The sequence below is a fragment of the Gordonia sp. NPDC127522 genome (assembly GCF_042672305.1).
Lineage (GTDB): Bacteria > Actinomycetota > Actinomycetes > Mycobacteriales > Mycobacteriaceae > Gordonia > Gordonia hongkongensis.
Genome location: NZ_JBHXVK010000013.1, coordinates 110060 through 132966 on the forward strand (window position 1 = coordinate 110060; position 22907 = coordinate 132966).

A 22907-nucleotide genomic window follows, 5' to 3' on the forward strand; every position below is an offset into this window, starting at 1 on the left:
GTGTCGGTCGCGTCCTCGCGACGGAGCGGTGGATGGTAACGGGCGTTGTCCCGCTAGGCGTCGAGTAAACCGCATCACCGGTCGTCGTGCGCGTCGGGTGCCGGGGTGCCGGCCGGACCTGGGTTGCCGGGATCTGAATGGTTGCCGACGCTTTGCCACGTCGCGACGGTCACCGGGCCCCGGCGGGTCACTGCGCCACTAGTGTTGGATTCGATGAACCCCTTCGACATCGAGTCCTTCGTGGCCACCGGTGGCCTCATCGGACTCTGCGTGCTGATCTTCGTGGAGACCGGCATCCTGGTCGGGTTCATCTTTCCCGGCGACTCGGTGCTCTTCACCGCCGGCGTGTTCGCTGCGCAACCCGATCCCTTCGCACCGCTGTGGCTGTTGTGCCTGGCTGTGCCGCTGGCGGCGATCATCGGCGACCAGTGCGGCTACTTCATCGGCCGCCGTGTGGGGCGCGGGGTGGTCGAGGGCAAACTGATGCGCACCATCGGACCCGAGTATCTGGCCAAGACGAACCACTACTTCGACCGCTTCGGGCCGCTCACCGTGTTCTTCGGCCGGTTCATCGGGATCGTCCGCACCCTGACGCCGCTGGTCGCCGGCTTCAGCGGCATGCCACATCGGACGTTCACCCTGTTCAGTGTGCTCGGCAGTTTCACCTGGGCGGCCGGGATCATCCTGCTCGGCTACTTCCTCGGCAACATCCCGGTCATCCGCGACAACATCGAGATCTTCATCATCGCCTCGGTGTGCACGATCGTCATACCGACGTTCATCCACTTCGGGCGGCGCTGGCGGATCGCGCGGCGCGATCGGCGCGCCGAGACGCCCTGAGGCGAACCGCCGGTCCCTGATCCGAAAGAACAACAAAACCGCTGGTCTGAGGGGTGCAAGCGACGCCCTCCCTCTGCTCCCCTGAGGAGCGCCCGGAGCTTGCGGAAAGGCGCGACCAACCGCCGCTCCCTGAGGAGCGCCCGGAGCCTGCGGAAAGGCGCGACCAACCACCGGTCCCTGAGGAGCGCCCGGAGCCTGCGGAAAGGCGCGACCAACCCACGCTCCCTGAGGAGCGCCCGGAGCCTGCGGAGGGCGCGTCACGAAGGGTCGGCCCCGCGTCTCACCAGGTCCCTTCCGCCGCCCGGGATCAGGGGTCGGTCAGCGGAGGAACGGCTCCTCCCGTTGTCCGGGACCTCCTGAGAAATCGTCGGCGATGGTCGCGGCTAGTTCGACGAACGACCGCTTCGTCGGCTTCGACATCAGTTCGAGGTCGACGTCCGCGCCTTCGGCGAGGTGGTCGTCGAACGGGATCTTGTGCACGGCGCGGCAACGCGTGAGGAAGTGCTGACCCAGCTGGTTGGTGTCGATGGTCGACGATCCGGGTCGCGACGAACTCAGGACGACCACGGCGCGCGAGACGAGGTGTCCGAAACCGTGCGCCTCCAGCCAGTCCAGGGTCGCGCCGGCGCTGCGGGCGCCGTCGAGAGCCGGGGAACTGACGAGGATGATCGTGTTCGCGAGGTCGAGGACCCCGTTCATCGCCGAGTGGCTCAGACCGGTGCCGCAGTCGGTGATGATGATGTTGTAGAAGCGCTGCAGCACGGTGATGACGCCGCGGTACTCCTCCTCGTTGAACGCCTCGGCCATCGCTGGATCTCGTTCGGAGGCAAGGACTTCGAGGCGACTCGGCGCCTGCGACGTGTGGGCCCGGACGTCTGAGTAGCGGTAGACGTTCTCATCGGCGAGCAGGTCGCGGACGGTCGACCGGGTCTGCTGCGGAATGCGTTGTGCCAGCGTACCGAGGTCGGGATTGGCATCGACGGCGATGACGCGGTCGCCGCGCAGGGAGGCGAACGTCGAGCCGAGGCCGACGGTGGTCGTGGTCTTGCCGACTCCGCCTTTCAGCGACAGCACGGCGATCCGATAGTCGCCCCGGACCGGCCGGTTCACCCGTTCGAGAAGCTGCTGATACTCGATGTCGCCCTGCGACTCACCGGGATTGATCGCACCGGCCGACAGCGTGTGCACCGCACGACGCCAGCCGCGACTCGGCGCTCGACGAGCCTTCCGGATGAGTGCCACCTCGTCGAGCGAGGGGCCTCCCGACGGCGGCCCGTACCCGTGCTGCATCGGCTGCCCGGGAAACGCGGGGGCGGGACCGGGGCCCATCGGAGCGGGGCCCGCGTACGGCGGAGGTTGATGGCCGGCGACCGGAGTCGGTGGCATCCCCGGCTGGGCGGACCACGCGGGAGCGGACTGGGGAGCCGGCGGGGCGGGCGGCACGATCTGCGGCGAGGCGGGGTGCGGCGGCATTCCGGATGACGGTGCCGGGCCGGTGACGTGCCCGGGTCCGAGGTTGTGGGGTCCGAAGTGGTCCGGCCCCGGGACGGGAGGGGCCTGCGGCGCCCACGGGGGAGCGACCGGGTTCTCGGTCGGTGAGATCTCGGGACGCAACTCCGGCGGAACGGGCCCGCCGTGAGGATGCGGATCGGCGGGCGCGGCCCCGGGGCGGTCGGCGGCGCCGGCGTGGTCGGCGGGCGGACGAGCGGCGCCGGCATGGTCGGGCGGTGGCGCCGACCGGTTTTCGAGGTCCGGCCGCGGGGGCATAGTCTCGCGGGCCGGTGATGCGCTGTCCGGGCGTGCGGACGGTCCCCGGGGTGCGGGCGGCGCGGGTGCTGCTGCCGGCGGCTGTTGTGGAGCGGCGGTCGGCGGGGCGAACTGCAGCCAGGGCGGCGGCGCCGGGGCGTCGGCATCAGGGCTGCCGGGCCCGGTTCCGTCCGGTCTCGTCGGGTTCTCGTACGTCATCGGGGAATCCTCTGGTCAAGCGGCCGGGCGCCGATCGCGTTGCGGCGAGTTCGGCGAGGCGTGCAGCGATCCACCCCGTTTTGTCGATCGACCCCGGCTGCGTCCTGCGGCAGTCTACCCAAGGTCCTCGACCTGGTCCGGACGACGTCCACAGGGCCGTCTCGAGGACACGCGTTCGGCATAGTGCATCTCTGGTGTGGTGGGGCCGAACCGAGTATGGCACTATGCAGGCACTCAACACATGTGCGCAGCGGGGTGCGCGGTTCCTCACGGATCCGTATGTGGGAGGTCTGGTTCCGTCGAACGAGAATTCGATGGAACCGGAAGGGGCCCCGGCTGCGTCATATTCGGCGTGAAGGGGGTGCAGCTTTCCATGACCTACTCCGACGATCCTCGGGATCTCGTCGACGGTGATCCCGACGACCCGTGGGCGGTGTTGCACGAGTTCGTGACCGCGCGGTCACGGTCGGGCGGGCTCGGCGTCCGGACCACCGCGCAAGGTCTTCCGGTGGCAGTTCGTATCGAGGCGTCCGAACTCGACAAGGATCCGGCTCTGCTCGCCGGGGACATCCTCCGACTCTGTCAGCAGGCGGCGATGTCCGCCGGTATCCGGCTCCGCGAGAACCTGCTCGCCGCCGGCATCGACCGGGACCTCGTGCAGGAGATGCAGTTGCCCCGCCCGGACGATCTCGCACGAGCCGAATGGCGCGACGACGAGGAAGCCGACGCGCCCGCGTCGTGGTTGCAGCGATGACCTGGGGAATGGACGAACTCGAGGCGCGCGCGCAACGGCAGCTCGACGGCCTGCACGGGTTTCAGGAGAAGCTACGCGCGATCTCGGTCCGGGAGACGTCGTCCGACGGGCTGGTCACCGCCGAGGTGGACGGCAAGGGCGCGCTCATCGACCTCGAATTCGCATATGGCGCCAACGAACTCGGCGCGAGCCGGTTGGCCGAGCAGGTCGTGACGACCGCCGCCCTGGCCGCCCAGAAGGTCTACGCCCGGATCGCCGCGGTGACCGAGGAGTTCAACGAGTCGTTCGGCGACATGCTGACCGCTCGTCCGGCCGAATGACGCACCCGGCCGACATGACACCGATCCATCAGACTGACACCCACGAGGGGGTTCGAGAATGACGAACGTCAAGGTGACGCCGGAGGTGCTCGAGGGCTTCGCCGCCACGAACGCCGCGATGGCGACCGCCGTCGGCACCGCCGGGTCGATCGACGCCGCGGCCAACACCGCGGCGATGGTCCCCGTCTTCGGGCTCATCGGGCAGGAGTTCCTCGCCGCGTTCATCGCTGCGCAGGCCAGTCACCTCATGTCGGTGGGGCAGCTCGCGGCCGTGCATGCCGCCACCGCGGCGTCGACTGCGGCGGGTCTCGCCGAGTTCGAGGGCACCGACGCCGCCAGCGCCGCAGCCATCCGTTCGGTGCTGTGACGGTTCCACCGCTACCGGGCATCCCGGATGTGCCTGCCCTGAACCACATGACGGTGCAGGAGATGATCGAGGCGACCCCGCTCGGCCCGATCCTCGACCGCACTGTCGCCGACGTCCTGGGCGGACTGGGTCTGCCTCCGCTGCCGGTGCTGCCCCCGCTGCCGCCGATGCCGGGACTGCCACCGCTGCAGCCACCGAACCTGGACATGTTCATCAAACCGATGACCGACCTGCTGGGCGGTTTCGGCACGGGTGACCTCTCGGGTGGCGGCTTCGACCCGACCGTCATCTTCGAGAGCCTCACCAAGGTGCTCGAGACGTCGATGACGATGGGGCAGAGCGCACTCAAACTCGCCGACCAGGTGTGGGCAGGGCAGGGCGCGGTGAGCGCCGGCGCCAAGACCGCCGAGGCGGGGGCGAACAGTTCGGCTCTGGCCACGCAGGGGTCGGGGATCTCGCTGGATACCAAGACGGCGGCCGCGATCGTGGCAAAGGGCTTGGCAGTGGTGCAGGGGATCATAGCGGCGACGGTCGCGAAGATCACCGGCTTCGCGGTACCGATGATGATGGGACCGGCGGTCGGCGCAGGCTTCGCAGCTGCGGCCGGGTTCGCCTCCGTCGGACTGTCGCAGGCGACCGCCGCGGTCGCGGTGACCCGGGCCGAACTACTCGGCCCGACGACGGCGATGGCCGTGAACGGTGCCCCGGTCGCCGTCACCGGTGCACCCACCGCGGGCGCGGGACAATCGCCGTTCACGCTGGCCAGTTCGATCCTCGACGTCGTGTCGCCGGCGATGTCGACGGCCACCGAACTGCCCACCTCGCTGATGCAACCGATCAGCAAGATGCTGAACGTCGAACACGGTTCACCTGCCGTCGTCCCGGCTGCGCTGTCGCCGAAGTCGAAGGGCGCGGGCGGCGGTGGTGGTGGCGGGGGAGGCGGCGGTGGCGGTGGCATCGGAGGCGTGGGCGGAATAGCGACGCCGCTGGGCGCTTCTCGACCGACCGTCCCGACGAACTTCAACCTCGGCGAACCCGCCCTCGGTGCATCGACGACCGCCAGGCCCGTGACGGCGCCCGCCGCTATGCCGATGGGTGGCGCACCGATGGGCGGTGCCCCGATGGGTGCCGCCGGTGCGCGCGGCGCGGGCGCCGCGGACGACCAGCATTCGATACCCGACTATCTCGTCACCGAGGACAACGGCCGTCGCGTGGTCGGTGAGTCGCCCGAGGTCGCACCAGCGGTCATCGGTCATGAGGAAGCCGCCGAAGCCGATCCCAGCCCGGACATCGAACTGCGACTGGGCGTGCCCGGTCCGAAACGAAACGAGGAAGTATGAGCAACTCGCAACTCCGCGTCGAACCCGCCGAACTGATCTCGGCGGCAAGCGACCTCGACCGGATCGCCGACCGCCTGGAACACGCGCTCACCGCCGCCGGTCGGGCGTTGCCCGTGGCCGCGCAGGGTCGCGATGAGGTCTCGACCGCAGCTGCCGAGAGTTTCACGACGGTGGCCGAGAAGTTCGAGACGGACACGGCGACGGGAGTTCTGGAGATGCGGAAGATCGCGGCCGTACTCCGCGCGCAGGCCGCCGGCTTCATCGAGGGCGATGCCGAGGCGTCGGACGCCTTCCGGGTGGCGCTGTAGGAGAGCGCGAACCCCCCTGCATAGCAACATCATTCCGCTCACACATCCACAACCCGCCGGCATCGAAGGGAGGCGCTCGTGATCGGCTTCACCGGAGTCAACTGGGACACCCGTCCGACCGAACAGCTCGCCGCCGACCTCGGCGCCGGACCCGGGCCCGCGCCGCTGGCGGAAGCGGGCCTGGCCTGGGCTGCTCTCGCCGCGGAGGTCGGGGAAGCCGGTGTCGAATACGCCGCCGTGCTGGCACGCCTGGGGGTGCATTGGCAGTCCGCCCACACCAGTGCGGTTTTCGAGAAGCTGACCCGGCTGGCCCCATGGTTCGCCGAAGTCGCAACCGAGGCGGCCGAGAATGCCACACGCGCGGAATCCCAGGCCGCGGCGATCACGGTCGCGCGGTTGAACATGCCCGACCTCGCCGAGGTCGACGTCGTCGAGAAACTGCACGAGATCGCAACCACCGCCACCGCGGTCGCACCGATCATCGCCGGTGCGGCCGCCCAGGCCGAGCGTGCGGTCGCGCACCAGCGAATGCGGGCTGCCCGTGTGATGCAGACGTACGAGAATGCCACCGAACCTGTTGCCGCGCCGTGGGAATCGGCGAAACCCGCACCGGGACTCGTGTCCGGTGACGCGCTCGCTGCCGAGCAGGCGGCGGCGGCCCGCGCGGCCGCGCCACCTCCGACCCCGGCGCCGGCCGCGCCTCTGGGTGCGGCGATGCCCGCGGGCATCGGGGGAGTGTTCCTGCCGCCGCCCGAGAAGCTGAAGTACGCACCGACGATCGTCGCGAGCGGACCATCGCAGGTCGCCGCCGCGACGTCCGGCGGCGGTCCGGGGACGTCGGCCCCCGGCATCGGCCCCGGCGTACCGCCGCCGGTGGCTCCGGGTGTCGCCACGGCGGACCGCGGTTCGGTCGTCCGCACCGTCGGCGCCGACGCCGCCGAACTGGACTCGTCCGACCCTCCGCCCTCGGTGGCGACCGAATCCACGGAACAGACGACCTGGGCCGAGCTGGCCACGTCGGATCGTCCTGCTGCGCATTATGTCTCGGCGCCAGACGGGCACGAAAGGCCCGACGTCGATCCGCGCTATCTGTCGGAGACGCTGATGCTCGGCAACCCGGGTGAACGCCGATGATGCCGATCGTGCACGACGCCGGGATGACGTTCGACGCCGCAGTCCTGTGTCGGCTCGGCGAACGTTTCGGAGTCCAGACCTGGCCGGTCGTCCTCGACCTCGGGAACGTTGCCGCGGAGTCCGGCACCGGGAATGACTCCGCCAACGTCACCCAGGCCGACCCCGACGCGGTGATCGCGGCGCTCGAACTCGTTGAGCACGGTGAGCCCACACCGTGGGCGTCGACGGTGCTACGGGTGCTGGCGCAACCGCAGCGCGAGATCGAGATCCGCTCCTACACCGACGACGCGGTTCGCCGAATCTGTGTGGCGCGCAACGGCCACGACCACGTACTCGTGACGCGGACGGGCCGTCGCGTCGACGTCACGGTCGTCGATGTCGCCGACGTCGAGGCCCTCGCCGCGGTCGTGCGGGCTCAGTTCGACGCTCTCGAATCCGGCGCGGCGCCAGCTGAATTCACGGCCTTCTCGGCTCCGTCCGACGAGGTCGTCGACCGGCTCGGCCGTTGTCGGGCCGGCACCGAGACGACCGACGCCCTGCACGCGCTCGGCGCCGCACCGGCCGATGCCGTCGTCGTCTCGGCAGGGTTCGCGTCGTGCCGGACGCGCACCGAGATCGTCGCCTCGATGAACGAGGACGGACGATTCGCTCAATCTTCTGGAGCTGTCGCGATTTTCGACACCGAACGGGGTCGAATCGTGTCCAGTCCCAGCAAGTCCCCGGACGGTCGGGTGTGGACCACCTTTTCGCCGGGAACGGGTCATCGAATCGCACAGGCGGTCAGCCTGTTGATAGAGACCCTGCCCGACGGGAAATGGATGCCATGATCCGCATCGGGGGATTCCGCGGAACAGACCGCCGCGGGAATCAACTGTCAGGGGTATCTGTGTCACGGATACCAACGGGGGCATCGCCAAACGGTGCCGTTACACAGGAGGAGCACTCATGCTGAACTTGCCCGGAGCAGGCGGCGGCGCCGGCGTCACCGTGAACGTCGCGGACGGACAGGCCACCGCAGCCAAGGTCGGCAGTCTCGTCGAGGACATGAAGACTGTCATCAACCAGATCGCCCAGCACGCCGGAAACGCCACACCCACGTGGCAGGGCTCGGCCGGTGTCGCGTTCGACGGCACGCATACCGACTGGAACAAGGCCGCGCTGACCATGAATCAGCTGCTGGAGCAGATCAAGACCCAGCTCACCAACGGCTTCGCCGGCTACGAGGACCAGGACGCGGCTGCCGCGCGCGGACTCAACACCAGCGTCTGACACCGGTCCGCATCCCGAACCTCACGTTCTGCGAAAGGAACCCACCATGAACGGCTCGATCAATTACGACTTCGCCGCTCTCGGCGATCTCAGTGGCGGCCTCCGGGCTGCCTTCACCCGGCTCGAGGACCTGAACTCGCAGCTCAAGGCGCAGGTCGCCGCCCTCGACGGGAACTGGAACTCCCAGCAGGCCAAGGCTGCGTACGTCGACGCGCAGGGTGCCTTCGATCGGATCTTCACCCAGTCCCGTGACTCGCTGACCGCGCTGGAGCAGGGTGTGAGCAACGCCAGCCGCGTCATGCAGGACACCGATGCAGCGATCGGAACGGGTTTCCGCGGTCTCGTCTGATCGCCGACCGATACGTAACCCGACGTCAGGACGGGGACCCCACGGCTGTGCGCCGGGGGTCCCCGTTCGCGTTCGGGCGCGCCGTCTGCCAACGCCCACGGGAGTCCCGCTTCGTGCGATAGCGTCGACGACTACAGACCTCGCGGCACCCGTGCTCCGAGGGCGCAGATTTCGACGAGGAGGTAAGCGGTGGCATCTGCCAAGACCGTCGGAGGTGGTCGGGAGCAGTTCACCCGGAACTCCGGCTTCATCTTCGCCGCAATCGGTTCCGCAGTGGGCCTCGGCAACATCTGGCGCTTCCCGGGCGTCGCGTACGAGAGCGGCGGCGGCGCGTTCCTCATCCCGTACCTGGTCGCCCTGCTGACCGCGGGCATTCCCGTGCTGTTCCTGGACTACGCGGTCGGGCACCGCTTCCGCGGCACCGCACCGTTGTCGTTCCGGCGCATCAAGAAGCCGGTCGAGACGCTCGGCTGGTTCCAGACCGGTCTGCTGTTCGTCATCGGCGTCTACTACGCGGCGGTCATCGCGTGGGCGGCCAGTTACTTCGTCTTCTCGTTCAACCAGAGCTGGGGCGACGACCCGGCTACCTTCTTCACGCAGGACTACCTCCAGGTCGGTGATCCGGGTGTCTCGACGACCATCGTCGGCGGCGTCGCACTGCCCCTGGTCATCGTGTGGCTCGCGGTGCTGGCCGTCCTGGCGCTCGGTGTCGCGAACGGCATCGAGAAGGTGAACATCGTGTTCATCCCGTTGCTGTTCATCGGGTTCACCGGTCTGGTGATCCGGGCGATCACCCTGCCCGGCGCCGCCGACGGGCTTAACGCCCTCTTCACCCCGCAGTGGGCCGCTCTGAAGGACCTCGACGTGTGGATCGCGGCCTACAGCCAGATCTTCTTCTCGTTGTCGATCGCGTTCGGCATCATGATCGCCTATGCGTCGTTCCAGCGACGCAGGGCCAACATGACCAGCTCGGGTCTGGTCGTCGCGTTCGCCAACTCCTCGTTCGAGATCCTCGCCGGCATCGGCGTGTTCTCGGCGCTCGGATTCCTGGCCTACCAGCAGCAGGTGGCCGTCTCGGATCTCGAGGGCCTGACCGGTCCGATCCTGTCCTTCGTCACGTTCCCGGCAGTCATCTCGGAGATGCCGGGCGCCGCGTTCTTCGGGGCCTTGTTCTTCGGCTCGCTCGTGATCGCGGGCTTCACCTCGCTCATCTCGCTGATGATCGGTGTGTCCGGTGCGCTCCAGGACAAGTGGGGCATCAGCCGCACCAAGGCGGCGGTCGGCGTCTCCGGCATCTGTGGCCTGATCTCGATCGCCCTGTTCTCCACGACCTCGGGCCTGATCGCCCTCGACACGGTGGACATGTTCGCCAACAACGTCGGCGTCGTCGCGTCGGCGATCATGATGACGGTCATCCTCATCTGGGTGCTCCGCCGCGGAGACATGCTGCGCCAGCACCTGAATGCCGTCTCGACGTTCAAGGTCGGCAAGATCTGGCTGGCGCTCGTCGGGGTCGTGGCGCCGATCTTCCTCACGATCATGCTGGTGCAGAAGGTGTGGTCGGTCATCGACGAGGGATACGAGGGATACCCGACGTGGTACCTCGGCGTCTTCGGCTGGGGCACGATCGCGCTGGTCGTCGTGGCTGCGGTGCTGCTCACCCTGCCGTCCTGGAAGGGCCGGGATCAACCGGACTTCCTACCGTGGCCACCGCTGGCCGACACCGGCCGCACTTCCGGCCCGTCCACGAAGGAGACCGTCCGATGAGCGGTATCGCCATCGTCATGCTCATCGTGTCGATCACCATCGTGTGGGGTGGGCTCGTCGCGAGCATCGTGTTCCTCCGTCGTCGGCCCGAGGTGGAGGACTTGGCAGAGGATCCGGACATGGTCCGGGAGGACGCCGACCGCGCGGCCCGGCCCCACCCCTCGCGCGACACCTGAGGCCCCGGAGCACCTGCCCCTCGGAACCGCCCGGTCGTTCGGTTAGCCTGGATCGAACGCATTCGCGCCCGCATCGACGGGCGCCCGACGCGAACGACAAGGGGATCAAGTGACGACTGCTCAGGACGAGCTGAAGGCCGACAGCCGCAACGGAATCGACTACAAGGTGGCCGACCTGTCCCTCGCGGACTTCGGCCGCAAGGAGATCGAGCTCGCCGAGCACGAGATGCCCGGACTCATGGCGCTTCGACGCGAATACGCGGACGTGTTGCCGCTCAAGGGAGCTCGTATCTCCGGCTCGCTGCACATGACCGTGCAGACCGCGGTCCTCATCGAGACCCTCACCGCGCTCGGCGCCGAGGTGCGATGGGCGTCGTGCAACATCTTCTCCACCCAGGATCACGCGGCCGCGGCGATCGTCGTCGGGCCCAACGGCACGCCGGACGAGCCGAAGGGTGTGCCGGTCTTCGCCTGGAAGGGCGAGACCCTGGAGGAGTACTGGTGGGCGGCCGAGGAGATGCTCACCTGGCCCGGTGAACCGGCCAACATGATCCTTGACGACGGTGGCGACGCCACGATGCTGGTGCTCCGCGGCGCCGAGTTCGAGAAGGCCGGCGTGGTCCCGCCCGCGGAGGACGATCACCCCGCCGAGTACAAGGTGTTCCTCGAACTGCTGCGCAACCGGTTCGAGACGGACAAGGGCAAGTGGACCGCGATCGCCGAGTCGGTCCAGGGCGTCACCGAGGAGACCACCACCGGTGTGCTGCGGCTGTACCAGTTCGCCGCCGCCGGCGACCTCGCGTTCCCGGCGATCAACGTCAACGACTCGGTCACCAAGTCGAAGTTCGACAACAAGTACGGGACCCGCCACTCGCTGATCGACGGCATCAACCGCGGCACCGATGTCCTCATCGGCGGCAAGAAGGTGCTGATCTGCGGCTACGGCGACGTGGGCAAGGGATGCGCGGAGTCGCTGGCCGGCCAGGGCGCCCGCGTCCAGGTCACCGAGATCGACCCGATCAACGCGCTGCAGGCGCTGATGGACGGCTTCGACGTCGTCACCGTCGAGGACGCGATCGGCAACGCCGACATCGTCATCACCTCGACCGGCAACCTAGGCATCATCACCCTCGAGCACATGCGGGCGATGAAGCACCAGGCGATCCTGGGCAACATCGGCCACTTCGACAACGAGATCGACATGGCCGGCCTCGAGCGGTCGGGTGCCAAGCGCATCACCGTCAAGCCGCAGGTCGACCAGTGGATCTTCGAGAACGGCAAGTCGATCATCGTGCTCTCCGAAGGCCGTCTGCTCAACCTCGGCAACGCGACCGGTCACCCCTCGTTCGTCATGAGCAACAGCTTCTCGAACCAGGTCATCGCGCAGATCGAACTCTGGACGAAGAACGACGAGTACGACAACGAGGTCTACCGCCTGCCCAAGCACCTCGACGAGAAGGTGGCCCGCATCCACGTGGAGGCGCTCGGCGGCAAGCTCACCAAGCTCACCAAGGAGCAGGCCGAGTACATCAACGTCGATGTCGAGGGGCCGTACAAGCCCGAGCACTACCGCTACTGATCGAACCCCCGGTCATAGAAAAGGAGCCCCACCTCGGTGGGGCTCCTTTTTCTATGACCGGGGGTTCGAAAGCCGGGTTCCCGAAGTCAGGTTCCGATGTCGGGTTCGGCGTCGGGGCAGTAGATCCACGAACCCTCCTCCTTGAGGAAGCGCTCGTTCGACTTCTCCGATGCCGTTCTCTCCGTGCCCTTCTCGAGGTGGGACACGACCTCGGACTGGGCGACGTCGCCGTCGAAGACCGTGTCGAGGAAGCCGTCGAGAACGATGTCTCCGCCGTCGGCAGGGGGCACGCCGGTGATCCGGTCGCGGGACTGGGTGCACACCGCGGCGCGCATTCGCGCGACGTCGCGCTCGTTGCGGGCGGTGATGTAGGCGAGCAACGCCGCCCGGATCTCGGAGAGGGCGGTGTAGTCGGTCGATCCCGGCTCCGACCCGCTCTCACTCGGCGACGGGTCGTCGGAGGCGGAGGTCGGGCCCGATGTCGCGCTCGACGAACCGGCGACCACGGTGTCGTCCGACGACGATCTGGTCACCACCACCGTGAGCACCAGGGCTATCACCGCGACGACCGCGACGCCGCCGAGCACCCAGGCGACGATCACCCCGGTGTTGCCACGCGGCGGCGGGCCGGGCGGGCCCCCGAAGCCGGGAGTCCCGGGCGCGGAGGGACCGTACTGTCCCGGGGCGAACGGGGGGCGGCCGTACGGGGCGGGCGGAGGGCCGTATCCCCCCGGGCGATGCGGACCGGGCACTGGTTGCCGACCCGGGCCGTACTGCTGACCGGGACCCTGTTGACCGGGGCCCTGCCTGCCGGGACCCGGCGGGCCCGAACCCTGAGGACCCCGGCCCGGCCGACCGGGGCCCGGCGGACCGTACGGCGGCGGTCCACCACCTGGTGGCGGTGGCTGATAGGTCATGAAACGCCCTTCACAATCGGTGGTCCAAGGCTATCGAAAGGGCGCCGCGAGGTCATCGGACGCGTCATTCGGTCGGTGCTGTTCGGTCGGTACGGAGGTCGTCGGCCAGGCCCGCGACATCCTCACCGTCGAACAGGTACCAGGGCGACATCCAACCGTCCTCGGCGAGTTCGCGGTAGACGGCGTCGACCCGGCGCTGCAGGGCGTCGTCGCGTTCGTAGGCGTCCCGGGCTCGCGCCGCGTCCTGTTCGGCGCGCGATGCCGCACGCTGCATCGCGACCTCCGGTGACACCCCGAGCAGGACATGGCGGTCGGGGACCGGCATGTCGAATCGGCCGAACTCCAGGTCGACGACCCACCGCACCATCGCACCGCCGGCGCCCTGCTCCAGACGTGCGGCGTTGTAGGCGGCGTTGGACGCGACATAACGGTCCAGGATCACGATGTCGTGGGCTTCGGTGGCAGCGTGGATGTCCTCGACCGCTCCGGCCCGGTCGAGCGCGAACAGCAGTGCCATCGCGTACACGCTGTCGCGTAGGTCACCGTGCGAACCGTGCAGCGCTTCGGCCGCGATGTCGGCGGTCGCCGACCGGCCGTAGCGGGGGAAGGTGAACGTCGCGACCCGGAGTCCGGCCGCTGACCATCGGTCGATCAGACCGGTGACCAAGGTGTTCTTGCCGGCGCCGTCGAGTCCTTCCACGGCTATCAATTGACCCACGCGGGGGAGTCTAGGCGGTGGAACCAAACGGGTCAGAACGTCCGTCCCGGCGCGTCGATCACCACGGTTTCATCACGGTGATGTCACCATTGACAACATGAAACCCCGCATCCTCGTCGTCGACGACGACGCCGCACTCGCCGAGATGCTGACGATCGTGTTGCGCGGCGAGGGTTTCGAGCCCTTCGTGGTGGGCGACGGCACACAGGCTCTGACCGCGGTCCGGGAGATCCGTCCCGATCTGGTGCTTCTCGACCTCATGCTGCCCGGCATGAACGGCATCGACGTCTGCCGTGTGCTGCGTGCCGATTCGGGTGTGCCCATCGTGATGCTGACGGCGAAGTCCGACACCGTCGATGTGGTGCTGGGCCTGGAATCCGGCGCCGATGACTACATGGTCAAACCGTTCAAGCCGAAGGAGCTGGTCGCCCGGGTGCGTGCGCGCCTGCGCCGGACCGACGAGGAACCGGCCGAGCTGCTCTCGATCGGCCCGGTGGAGATCGACGTGCCCGCCCACAAGGTCACCCGCGACGGTGTGCCGATCTCGCTGACCCCGCTCGAGTTCGACCTGCTGGTCGCGCTCGCGCGCAAGCCCCGTCAGGTGTTCACCCGCGACGTCCTCCTCGAACAGGTGTGGGGATACCGGCATCCGGCGGACACTAGACTCGTCAACGTGCATGTCCAGCGGTTACGCGCGAAGGTCGAAACCGACCCGGAGAATCCCGAGGTCGTCCTGACGGTGAGGGGGGTCGGCTACAAGGCCGGCCCGCCGTGATCGGTCGATCTCGACGACGGGTCAACAGCACTCTCGGACGCTTCACCCGCACCGCCGGCGCTGTCGGACGTGCCTTCGGGCACATCTGGCGGCGCTCGCTGCAGTTGCGGGTCGTGGTGTCCACGTTGGTGCTGTCGGTCGTCGTTCTCCTCATTCTCGGCTTCGTCCTCGTCACCCAGATCACCGACCGGTTGCTCGACGTCAAGCTGGCGGCGGCGACCGAGGAGATCGACCGCGCCCGCATCTCGGTGGAGCGCGATCTGTCGAGCGGCGCGGGCAACATGTCCGTCCAGAACCGTTTGCGTCAGACGCGGTCCCTGCTCACCGACCGGGACGCCGACACCGGGCAGGCGTCGGGTGCCGTCGGTGCCTTCGACACCGTCCTGCTGGTACCGGGCGGCTCCGACAACGGGGTCGCGAGCGGCGTCGGGCCGACGGCCGAGGTGCCGTCGAACCTGCGGGACATGGTCCGCGGCGGTCAGGTGGCCTACCAGTACACCCAGGTCCCCGACGGGACGGGGGGTCGGGCGCCGGCGCTGATCGTCGGCAGTCCCACGAACGCCTCGGTGCCCGGCCTCGAGTTGTACCTGGTGTTCCCGCTGACCGCGGAACAGAACACGCTCGACCTCGTCCGCGGCACGCTGCTGACGGGCAGCATCGTGCTACTCGGTCTGCTGGCCGCGATCGCGTGGCTCGTGTCGCGTCAGGTCGTCATCCCGGTGCGGTCGGCGTCGCGGATCGCGGTGCGGTTCGCCGACGGCCGACTGAAGGAGCGAATGCCGGTCCGCGGTGAGGACGACATGGCCCGGCTCGCGATGTCCTTCAACGACATGGCCGAGAGCCTGTCCAAGCAGATCACCCATCTCGAGGAGTTCGGCGGACTGCAGCGGCAGTTCACCTCTGACGTCAGCCACGAGCTGCGCACACCGCTGACCACCGTGCGGATGGCCTCCGACGTGCTCTACGAGGGCCGCGAGGATCTGGACCCGGTCCGCAAGCGGTCGGTGGAATTGCTGGACAAGGAACTCGACCGCTTCGAGACGTTGCTCAACGAGCTCCTGGAGATCTCGCGTCACGATGCCGGCATGGCCGAACTGGCCGCCGAGCGGATGGACATGGCCATCCCGATCGACGGTGCCCTGGCCACCGTCGGTCACCTCGCGGAGGAGACCGGCACCGAGCTCGTCCTCGATCTCCCGGCCGAACCCGTCCTGGCCGAGATCGATCCGCGTCGCGTCGAACGCATCCTGCGGAACCTGCTCGCCAACGCCATCGATCACGGCGAACGGAAACCGGTGACGCTCACCATGCGTTCGGATGGTGACGCGGTGGCCATCACCGTGCGCGATCAGGGCATCGGACTGCGGCCGGGGGAGGAGAAGCTGGTGTTCAACCGGTTCTGGCGATCCGACCCGTCGCGATTCCGGCGTTCGGGCGGTACCGGCCTCGGCCTGGCCATCAGCATCGAGGACGCCCGCCTGCACCAGGGGCGCCTCGAGGCGTGGGGTGAACCGGGCAAGGGCGCGTGCTTCCGGTTGACGTTGCCGCTCGTGCGCGGGCACAAGGTCCTCGGTTCGCCGCTGCCCCTGAAGTCGGTGGGCACCCTGCAGCGCACATCCGCGCCCAGGACGGGTGGGCGCGCCGCGGGCCCGGGAGCGGGTGCCGAATGATGCGGTCATCCCGGTCCGGCCGCGCCGTCCTGGCGCTGGCGCTCGGCATCGCGGCGCTGCTGCTGGTCACCGCGTGCGGGGCGATCCCCAACGACTCGTCTCCCCAGCCGATCAAATCGTTCGAACGGGAGGGCGCGACCAACGCCGTCCCGGTGCCCCAGGCCGACATGGATCCCGAGGCCCTGGTGCGGGCCTTCCTCAAGTCCACCGTCGATCCCGACTCGGCGCACCGCTCGGCGCGCGCCTTCCTGACCTCGGTCGCCTCGCAGCAGTGGGACGACCGCGGCGACGCGCTGATCGTCGACGAGATCAACACCTTCGTCGACCAGCGCAACGAGGACTCGGTGCGGATGCGGCTCATCGGCGACAACGTCGGGACCCTCAAGTCCGACGGTCAGCTGCTGCCGGCCTCGGGACGGGTCGAGACCAGCATCAGCCTCACCCGCTCGGGAGACCAGTGGCGCATCGACGGGCCCCTGCCGAACGGCACGATGATCGACCGGGACCAGTTCGACAGCACCTACCGGCCGGTCTCGCTGTACTACAGCGACCGCACCGGGCGTCGGCTCGTCCCCGACCCGCGCTGGCTCTACGCCGGACAGGCGACCGACCCGACCGTGCTGGTGAACCGGTTGATCGCGGGACCCGCGTCGGACCTCGCGGCGGCAGTGGACAGCGGCTTCCCCAACGGAGCCGCACTGCGGGGTCCGGTCGTCGGCCTCGCCGGCGGCGGCGTACGTGTGGATCTCGACGGCATCGGGAGCGCCCCCGCGCGGGATCGCAACCTGCTGGCGGCGCAGATCATCTGGACGCTCGACGGCGCCGACATATCCGGGCCCTACGTCATCGACGCCGACGGCGCGCCGCTGGCCGCCGAACGCGCCTCCGGATGGCAGACCACCGACGTGCGGGCCTTCGATCCGAACTCTGTGCCCACCACCGATGTCGGGCTCAACATCGTCACGGGCGGCGCGTTGCGAGCGGTGACCGACACCGCGACCGTGCCGGTGCAGGGGCCGCTCGGGTCGGCGCGCGATCTGCGGTCGGCGACCATCTCCGACAACGGGGCGCGGGTGGCCGCGGTCCGGAGTCTGTCCGGACCCGAGCGCAGGCTCGAACTGGTGATCGGCGACTACGGCGGCGACGTCGGACCGATCGTCGGCGGGTCGTCGATCACCCGGCCGTCGTTCGGCTCCGACGAGAACACCGTGTGGGTCGTCGTCGACGGCAAACCGATCCAATGGCAACGCGACGACGACGGCACCGCCACCGTGCCCGTCGAGGCTTCGGCGATACCTACGGTCGCGCGAGGCGCGATCACCGAGATGCAGGTGGCCCCGGACGGTGTGCGCACCGCACTGGTGGTCGGCGGACAGATCGTCTTCGCGGTGCTGTCGACCAACACCGAGGGCCAGGTCTCGCTGACGAGCCCGCGGATCGCGGCCTACAACATCGGCAACCGCGCGGTCTCGGTGGACTGGGCGTCGCCGACGACGCTGATGATCGCGCGCGAGGCACCCGAGTCGCCGGTCGTGCAACTGTCGATCGACGGCACCCCGGCGGTTGGCCTGCTGAGCGGCAACGTGTCACCGCCGGTGCGGGCGGTGGTCGCCAACGCCTCGACGATCTACGTGGGCGATCAGCGCGGTGTGCTGCGACTCGGCAGCAGCAACGGCCAACCCGACCAGTACTGGACCGAGGTCGAGCCGGCGATGATCGAGGGCGCGATCCCGGTCCTGCCCTGAAATCCGAGCCGCTACCGTCAGGCAGCTGCGAGCACGACGACCGCCGCGACGTCGACGCCGTTCTCGGCGAGCACGCGCACCGATTCGGTCACGGTCGCGCCGGTCGTCAGCACGTCGTCGACCAGGATCGCGCTCGCCCCGGGGGCCGGGACGGCGCCGGAGCGCAGCCGGACGGCGCCGCGTAGATTCCGGGCGCGGGCCCGGGCGTCGAGTCCGGCGGAGTCCCGTGCCGTCGCCGACGTCACCAGCAGCGGTGCGACCCGTACCCGTCGGCCCAGTGCGGGCGCCGCGTTCGCCGCCACCGCCGTGACGGGGTCCCCGCCGCGCCGCCGCGCCGTCATCCGGCGGGTCGGTGCCGGGATCAGCAGCATCCATTCGGCGTCGGGGAGCTCACCCCACCGGGCCAGCACGCGGACACCGAGCGCGAGAGCGGTGCCGAGGGGCCGGGCAAGATCGCGACGGTCGTGTTCCTTGAGCGCGATGATCGCCTGCCGATGCGGACCGCGGTACCGGCCCAGCGCCCAGACCGGGACACCGGGCGCGACCCGCGGGTGGGCCGCGATCGGGGCGTCGGACAGCGCGCGCTCGCATCGTCGGCACCACCGGGTCCCCGGGCGACCGCACCCGCCGCAGACCATCGGGAACATCAGATCGGCTCCCGCCTCGAAGACCTCCCGGCGCCACGTCACGCGCCGACGGTAGTGCACCTCGCACAGGTGTGCGGGGCGGTGGGCGAGGGTGTGCACAACCGGGGCACGGGTGCTCGCGGGAGGATCTCGTGCCCGTTCGTCCCGACATGCCGACGCCGCGCCGCAAAACGTGGCCGATACCGGAACTTGCGGCTACGGTCGGGGGTACAGCAGGTTGCCGGTGGCCGTCGAGGTGTGCCGGCCACGACCGCTTTTGCCGGGAGGTGATGCCCCTGTCTTTGAGTGTCAGCTGTCAGCTGACATGGACACATCCTCGGTGCCGTTCGAATCGCCAGTGCGACAACAGATCACGGCGATTCAACCGGCTTCGGGACAATTCAGGAGGTAGTTGAATGTCCACAGTCATCCACCGCAAAGGCCAGCGCGAACCGAAGACCGCCGACCCACGGCCGACCGTGGAGGAGGGTCCCGCGCCCGACCGCCGATCAACCGAGAACGATTCCTACGATCCGGAATTCGCCTTCGTCCGCCCACCGGGAACGGTGGACGCCGACGAGCCGGCCGAACCCACCGCGAAGGTCGTGTTCAGCGGCCGCAACGTCGAGATCCCCGACCACTACCGCATCTACGTCGGCGACAAACTCGCTCGTCTCGAGCGATTCGATCCGACCATCTACCGATTCGACGTCGAGCTGAACCACGAGCGCAACCGGAGACAGTCCAAGGTCTGTCAACAGGTGGAGATCACCGCGACGGGCAAGGGGCCGATCGTCCGGGCGCAGGCCTGCGGCGAGAACTTCTACGCCGCCCTCGAACACGCGCTCGACAAGGTCGAGTCCCGGCTGCGCCGCGTCAAGGACCGCCGCCGTGTCCATCACGGCAACCGTCGGCCGCTCTCGGTCGCCGAAGCCACCGAGATCGGTGCGCCGCCCCTCCGCGACAACCAGCTCTCCGTGGACGGTTTCGTCGGTGATCCGAACTCGACGGCGGCCGACTCCGCCGAACAGTGGGACGACGGCGTGGAGGAATACACACCCGGTCAGATCGTGCGCGTGAAGGAGCACACGGCGGTGCCGATGACCGTCGACGACGCGCTCTACGAGATGGAACTGGTCGGCCACGACTTCTTCCTGTTCCACGACAAGGAGACCGACAAGGCGTCCGTCGTCTATCGCCGGCACGCCTTCGACTACGGGCTCATCAGGTTGACCTGACGCCCGAGCGGGCCCCGCAGGCGGTCATCCGGTCGATGTCCGACGATCCGATCAGGGTCTGCTCAGCTCACCTCGGTACCATGGGATCCGGTCTGTGCGTTCGCGCGGGCCGGATTCCGTGTGTTTTCTACAGGTGAGGGACTCGATCCACGGTGCTGAACAAGCTGTTGCGTGTCGGCGAAGGCCGCATGGTCAAGCGACTCGATGCGATCGCATCGCACGTCGAGACGCTGTCCGATGACGTCGAGGCGTTGACCGACGCCGAGTTGCGTGCCAAGACAGACGAGTTCAAAGAGCGCATCGCCGACGGGGCGTCGCTCGACGAGCTGCTGCCCGAGGCGTTCGCGGTCGCCCGTGAAGCGGCGTGGCGAGTGCTCGACCAGAAGCACTTCCACGTGCAGATCATGGGCGGGGCGGCGCTGCACTACGGGAACATCGCCGAGATGAAGACCGGTGAGGGCAAGACGCTCACCTGTGTGCTCCCGGCCTACCTGAACGCACTCTCCGGCGACGGCGTGCACGTGGTCACCGTCAACGACTACCTGGCCAAGCGTGACTCCGAGTGGATGGGCCGTGTGCACCGGTTCCTCGGTCTCGACACCGCCGTGATCCTCACCGGCATGAGCTCGGCCGCGCGGCGTGAGGCCTACGCCGCCGACATCACCTACGGCACGAACAACGAATTCGGCTTCGACTACCTGCGCGACAACATGGCGCACTCGCTCGAGGACCTCGTCCAGCGCGGCCACTCGTACGCGATCGTCGACGAGGTCGACTCGATCCTCGTCGACGAGGCCCGTACCCCGCTGATCATCTCCGGTCCCGCCGAGGGATCGAGCAAGTGGTACACCGAGTTCGCGCGGATTGCCCCGCTACTCGAGCGCGACGTGCACTACGAGGTCGACATCAAGAAGAAGACCGTCGGTGTCCACGAGGCCGGCGTCGAGTTCGTCGAGGACCGCCTCGGCATCGACAACCTCTACGAGGCCGCCAACTCGCCCCTGGTCAGCTACCTGAACAACGCGATCAAGGTCAAGGAGCTGTTCCAGCGCGACAAGGACTACATCGTCCGCAACGGCAACGTCATGATCGTCGACGAGTTCACCGGTCGCGTGCTCGACGGGCGTCGCTTCAACGAGGGTCTGCACCAGGCCATCGAGGCGAAAGAGGGCGTCGAGATCAAGGCCGAGAACCAGACGCTCGCCACGATCACACTGCAGAACTACTTCCGCCTCTACGAGAAGCTGTCCGGGATGACCGGTACCGCCGAGACCGAGGCCGCCGAGTTCGACCAGATCTACAAGCTCGGGGTGCTGCCGATCCCGACCAACAAGCCGATGATCCGCAAGGACCAGGGCGACCTGATCTACAAGACCGAGGAGGCGAAGTTCGCCGCGGTCGTCGACGACGTCACCGAGCGCCATGCGACGGGACAGCCCGTCCTGATCGGCACGACCAGCGTCGAGCGTTCGGAATACCTCTCCCGCCAGCTCAAGAAGCGCGAGATCCCGCACAGCGTCCTGAACGCGAAGTTCCACGAGCAGGAAGCGCAGATCATCGCCGAGGCGGGCCGGCTCGGCGCGGTCACCGTGGCCACCAACATGGCCGGTCGCGGTACCGACGTCGTGCTCGGCGGCAACCCCGACATCATCGCCGACACCCGGCTGCGCAAGGCCGGTCTCGACCCGGTGCAGACCCCCGACGAGTACGAGGCCGCGTGGGACGAGGCCATCGAGGTCGCCCGCACCGACGCCGCGAAGGAGGCCGAGGAGGTCCGCGCGGCCGGCGGTCTGTACGTGCTGGGCACCGAACGCCACGAGTCCCGCCGTATCGACAACCAGCTGCGCGGCCGTTCCGGCCGCCAGGGCGACCCGGGTGAGTCGCGGTTCTACCTGTCGGTCGCCGACGAGCTCATGCGTCGATTCAACGGCGGAGCGCTCGAGGCGATCATGAACCGGCTGCCCGACGACGTCCCCATCGAGGCGAAGATGGTGACCAAGGCGATCCGCAGCGCGCAGACACAGGTCGAGCAGCAGAACTTCGAGATGCGCAAGAACGTGCTCAAGTACGACGAGGTGATGAACGAGCAGCGCAAGGTCATCTACGCCGAGCGCCGCACCATCCTCGAGGGCGAGGATCACCACGAGCAGGTCAAGCAGATGGTCGACGACGTCGTCGGGGCCTACGTCGACGGCGCGACCGCCGAGGGTTACGCCGAGGACTGGGATCTCGACGAGCTGTGGACCGCACTGCGTGCGCTGTACCCGATCGAGCTCGATCCGAAGGATGTCGTCGGTGAGTCCGAATACGGTGAGCGCGATGACATCTCGGCCGACGAGCTGCGCGAGAAGCTCGTCGCCGACGCGCGCGCCGCGTACGACACCCGCGAGAAGCAGATCGACGCGATCGCCGGCGAGGGCGCGATGCGACAGCTCGAACGGAGCGTGTTGCTGAGCGTGCTCGACCGCAAGTGGCGCGACCACCTGTACGAGATGGACTACCTGCGCGAGGGCATCCACCTGCGTTCGATGGCCCAGCGTGACCCGGTCGTCGAGTACCAGCGCGAGGGCTTCGACATGTTCCACGGCATGCTCGAGGGCTTGAAGGAAGAGACGCTGAGCATCCTGTTCAACGCGCAGGTGCAGACACAGCAGCCGGCGGCCGAGCAACCGCTCCCGAGTGCTGCCGACCTGCGCGCGGCCGTGGGTGCAGGTGCCCCGGCGCCGGTGCCCGCTCCCGCTCCGCCCGCCGACTCCGGTGCTCAGGCCCCGGCCGCCCTGCGGGCCCCGACTCAGTCGGCGGACGCGGCGGTCACGTACTCGGGCCCGGGCGAGGGCGGCGGTACGGTCGTGCACTCCGAGGAGGAGGAGCTCTCGGGCGCCGCGGAATCCGCCAGCCGTCGCGAGCGCCGCGCCGCGGCCCGCGCCACCACCAAGGGGTCCCGGCCGAAGCCGCCGAAGTCCAAGAAGCAGCGCCGCTGACCGGCGCCCCAAGCGGGTGCCGCCACCAGCAGTGACCGCCGACGGTCGGTCCCGGAGATGTCCGGGACC

Annotated in this window: 22 protein-coding genes; 18 read left to right on the plus strand and 4 right to left on the minus strand. The window is 68.7% G+C overall.

Going from position 1 to position 22907, the window contains the following annotated elements:
* Positions 1-213: 213 nt before the first annotated feature.
* A complete protein-coding gene (locus tag ACFVHY_RS18400; protein ID WP_065631897.1) occupies positions 214-840 on the plus strand; it encodes a DedA family protein in 627 nt (208 codons plus the stop codon).
* A 318-nt stretch (positions 841-1158) separates the two neighbouring features.
* On the opposite strand, the gene ACFVHY_RS18405 is transcribed toward ACFVHY_RS18400, so the two are convergent.
* Entirely contained in the window at positions 1159-2805 is a 1647-nt protein-coding gene (locus ACFVHY_RS18405) for an AAA family ATPase (RefSeq protein ID WP_390274438.1), read from the minus strand.
* A 373-nt stretch (positions 2806-3178) separates the two neighbouring features.
* On the opposite strand from ACFVHY_RS18405, the gene ACFVHY_RS18410 reads away from it, so the two are divergent.
* The 12 genes from ACFVHY_RS18410 to ahcY all read left to right on the plus strand — a co-directional run bounded on the left by ACFVHY_RS18410 (position 3179) and on the right by ahcY (position 12168).
* Positions 3179-3559, plus strand: coding sequence for a hypothetical protein (locus ACFVHY_RS18410; protein ID WP_058251956.1), 381 nt, complete (start codon positions 3179-3181; stop codon positions 3557-3559).
* An 8-nt stretch (positions 3560-3567) separates the two neighbouring features.
* The gene (locus tag ACFVHY_RS18415; protein WP_226514273.1) at positions 3568-3879 is read left to right on the plus strand and encodes a YbaB/EbfC family nucleoid-associated protein; all 312 of its coding nucleotides are present in this window, start codon (positions 3568-3570) and stop codon (positions 3877-3879) included.
* A gap of 58 nt (positions 3880-3937) precedes the next feature.
* A complete protein-coding gene (locus tag ACFVHY_RS18420) occupies positions 3938-4246 on the plus strand; it encodes a type VII secretion target (protein ID WP_058251955.1) in 309 nt (102 codons plus the stop codon).
* Between the two features lie 47 nt (positions 4247-4293).
* Positions 4294-5586: a hypothetical protein gene (locus ACFVHY_RS18425; RefSeq protein ID WP_390274441.1), complete on the plus strand. Its 1293-nt coding sequence runs from the start codon at positions 4294-4296 to the stop codon at positions 5584-5586.
* A complete protein-coding gene (locus ACFVHY_RS18430) occupies positions 5583-5894 on the plus strand; it encodes a PE family protein (protein ID WP_137810653.1) in 312 nt (103 codons plus the stop codon). Before ACFVHY_RS18425 ends, ACFVHY_RS18430 begins: the two co-directional genes overlap by 4 nt.
* A 78-nt stretch (positions 5895-5972) precedes the next feature.
* Entirely contained in the window at positions 5973-7028 is a 1056-nt protein-coding gene (locus ACFVHY_RS18435; RefSeq protein ID WP_390274444.1) for a PPE domain-containing protein, read from the plus strand.
* The gene (locus ACFVHY_RS18440) at positions 7025-7855 is read left to right on the plus strand and encodes an ESX secretion-associated protein EspG (protein ID WP_390274447.1); all 831 of its coding nucleotides are present in this window, start codon (positions 7025-7027) and stop codon (positions 7853-7855) included. The genes ACFVHY_RS18435 and ACFVHY_RS18440 overlap by 4 nt, the downstream gene beginning before the upstream one ends.
* A gap of 118 nt (positions 7856-7973) precedes the next feature.
* The gene (locus tag ACFVHY_RS18445; protein WP_065631840.1) at positions 7974-8297 is read left to right on the plus strand and encodes a WXG100 family type VII secretion target; all 324 of its coding nucleotides are present in this window, start codon (positions 7974-7976) and stop codon (positions 8295-8297) included.
* Positions 8298-8343: 46 nt separating this feature from the next.
* Positions 8344-8646 carry a WXG100 family type VII secretion target gene (locus tag ACFVHY_RS18450; protein WP_058251950.1) on the plus strand — a complete coding sequence of 101 codons (303 nt, stop codon included), beginning with the start codon at positions 8344-8346 and terminating at the stop codon, positions 8644-8646.
* 189 nt (positions 8647-8835) lie between these two features.
* Positions 8836-10413, plus strand: a complete 1578-nt coding sequence (locus ACFVHY_RS18455; protein WP_065631841.1) for a sodium-dependent transporter — start codon at positions 8836-8838, stop codon at positions 10411-10413.
* Positions 10410-10589 carry a methionine/alanine import family NSS transporter small subunit gene (locus ACFVHY_RS18460; RefSeq protein WP_065631842.1) on the plus strand — a complete coding sequence of 60 codons (180 nt, stop codon included), beginning with the start codon at positions 10410-10412 and terminating at the stop codon, positions 10587-10589. The genes ACFVHY_RS18455 and ACFVHY_RS18460 overlap by 4 nt, the downstream gene beginning before the upstream one ends.
* A 109-nt stretch (positions 10590-10698) precedes the next feature.
* The gene (gene ahcY, locus ACFVHY_RS18465) at positions 10699-12168 is read left to right on the plus strand and encodes an adenosylhomocysteinase (RefSeq protein ID WP_159371312.1); all 1470 of its coding nucleotides are present in this window, start codon (positions 10699-10701) and stop codon (positions 12166-12168) included.
* 86 nt (positions 12169-12254) lie between these two features.
* Here ahcY and ACFVHY_RS18470 read toward each other — a convergent pair whose 3' ends face one another.
* Positions 12255-12920: a hypothetical protein gene (locus ACFVHY_RS18470; protein WP_390274451.1), complete on the minus strand. Its 666-nt coding sequence runs from the start codon at positions 12918-12920 to the stop codon at positions 12255-12257.
* Positions 12921-13149: 229 nt separating this feature from the next.
* The gene (locus ACFVHY_RS18475) at positions 13150-13803 is read right to left on the minus strand and encodes a dTMP kinase (protein WP_390274454.1); all 654 of its coding nucleotides are present in this window, start codon (positions 13801-13803) and stop codon (positions 13150-13152) included.
* Positions 13804-13891: 88 nt separating this feature from the next.
* Here ACFVHY_RS18475 and mtrA point away from each other — a divergent pair, with 88 nt between their 5' ends.
* From mtrA to lpqB, 3 genes are read left to right on the plus strand one after another with little or no spacing between them, the layout of a single operon-like run.
* Positions 13892-14578, plus strand: a complete 687-nt coding sequence (mtrA, locus tag ACFVHY_RS18480) for an MtrAB system response regulator MtrA (protein WP_091344371.1) — start codon at positions 13892-13894, stop codon at positions 14576-14578.
* Entirely contained in the window at positions 14575-16248 is a 1674-nt protein-coding gene (gene mtrB / locus ACFVHY_RS18485) for an MtrAB system histidine kinase MtrB (RefSeq protein ID WP_058251944.1), read from the plus strand. The genes mtrA and mtrB overlap by 4 nt, the downstream gene beginning before the upstream one ends.
* Positions 16245-17993, plus strand: coding sequence for an MtrAB system accessory lipoprotein LpqB (gene lpqB, locus ACFVHY_RS18490; RefSeq protein ID WP_137810657.1), 1749 nt, complete (start codon positions 16245-16247; stop codon positions 17991-17993). Before mtrB ends, lpqB begins: the two co-directional genes overlap by 4 nt.
* Positions 17994-18010: 17 nt before the next feature.
* On the opposite strand, the gene ACFVHY_RS18495 is transcribed toward lpqB, so the two are convergent.
* A complete protein-coding gene (locus ACFVHY_RS18495; protein WP_390274468.1) occupies positions 18011-18640 on the minus strand; it encodes a ComF family protein in 630 nt (209 codons plus the stop codon).
* A gap of 395 nt (positions 18641-19035) precedes the next feature.
* Between ACFVHY_RS18495 and hpf the strand changes: the two genes are divergently transcribed.
* On the plus strand, positions 19036-19857 hold the full coding sequence (gene hpf, locus ACFVHY_RS18500; RefSeq protein WP_058251942.1) for a ribosome hibernation-promoting factor, HPF/YfiA family: 822 nt from the start codon (positions 19036-19038) through the stop codon (positions 19855-19857).
* A 152-nt stretch (positions 19858-20009) separates the two neighbouring features.
* A complete protein-coding gene (gene secA, locus ACFVHY_RS18505; RefSeq protein ID WP_390274458.1) occupies positions 20010-22838 on the plus strand; it encodes a preprotein translocase subunit SecA in 2829 nt (942 codons plus the stop codon).
* The last annotated feature ends 69 nt before the right edge of the window (positions 22839-22907 follow it).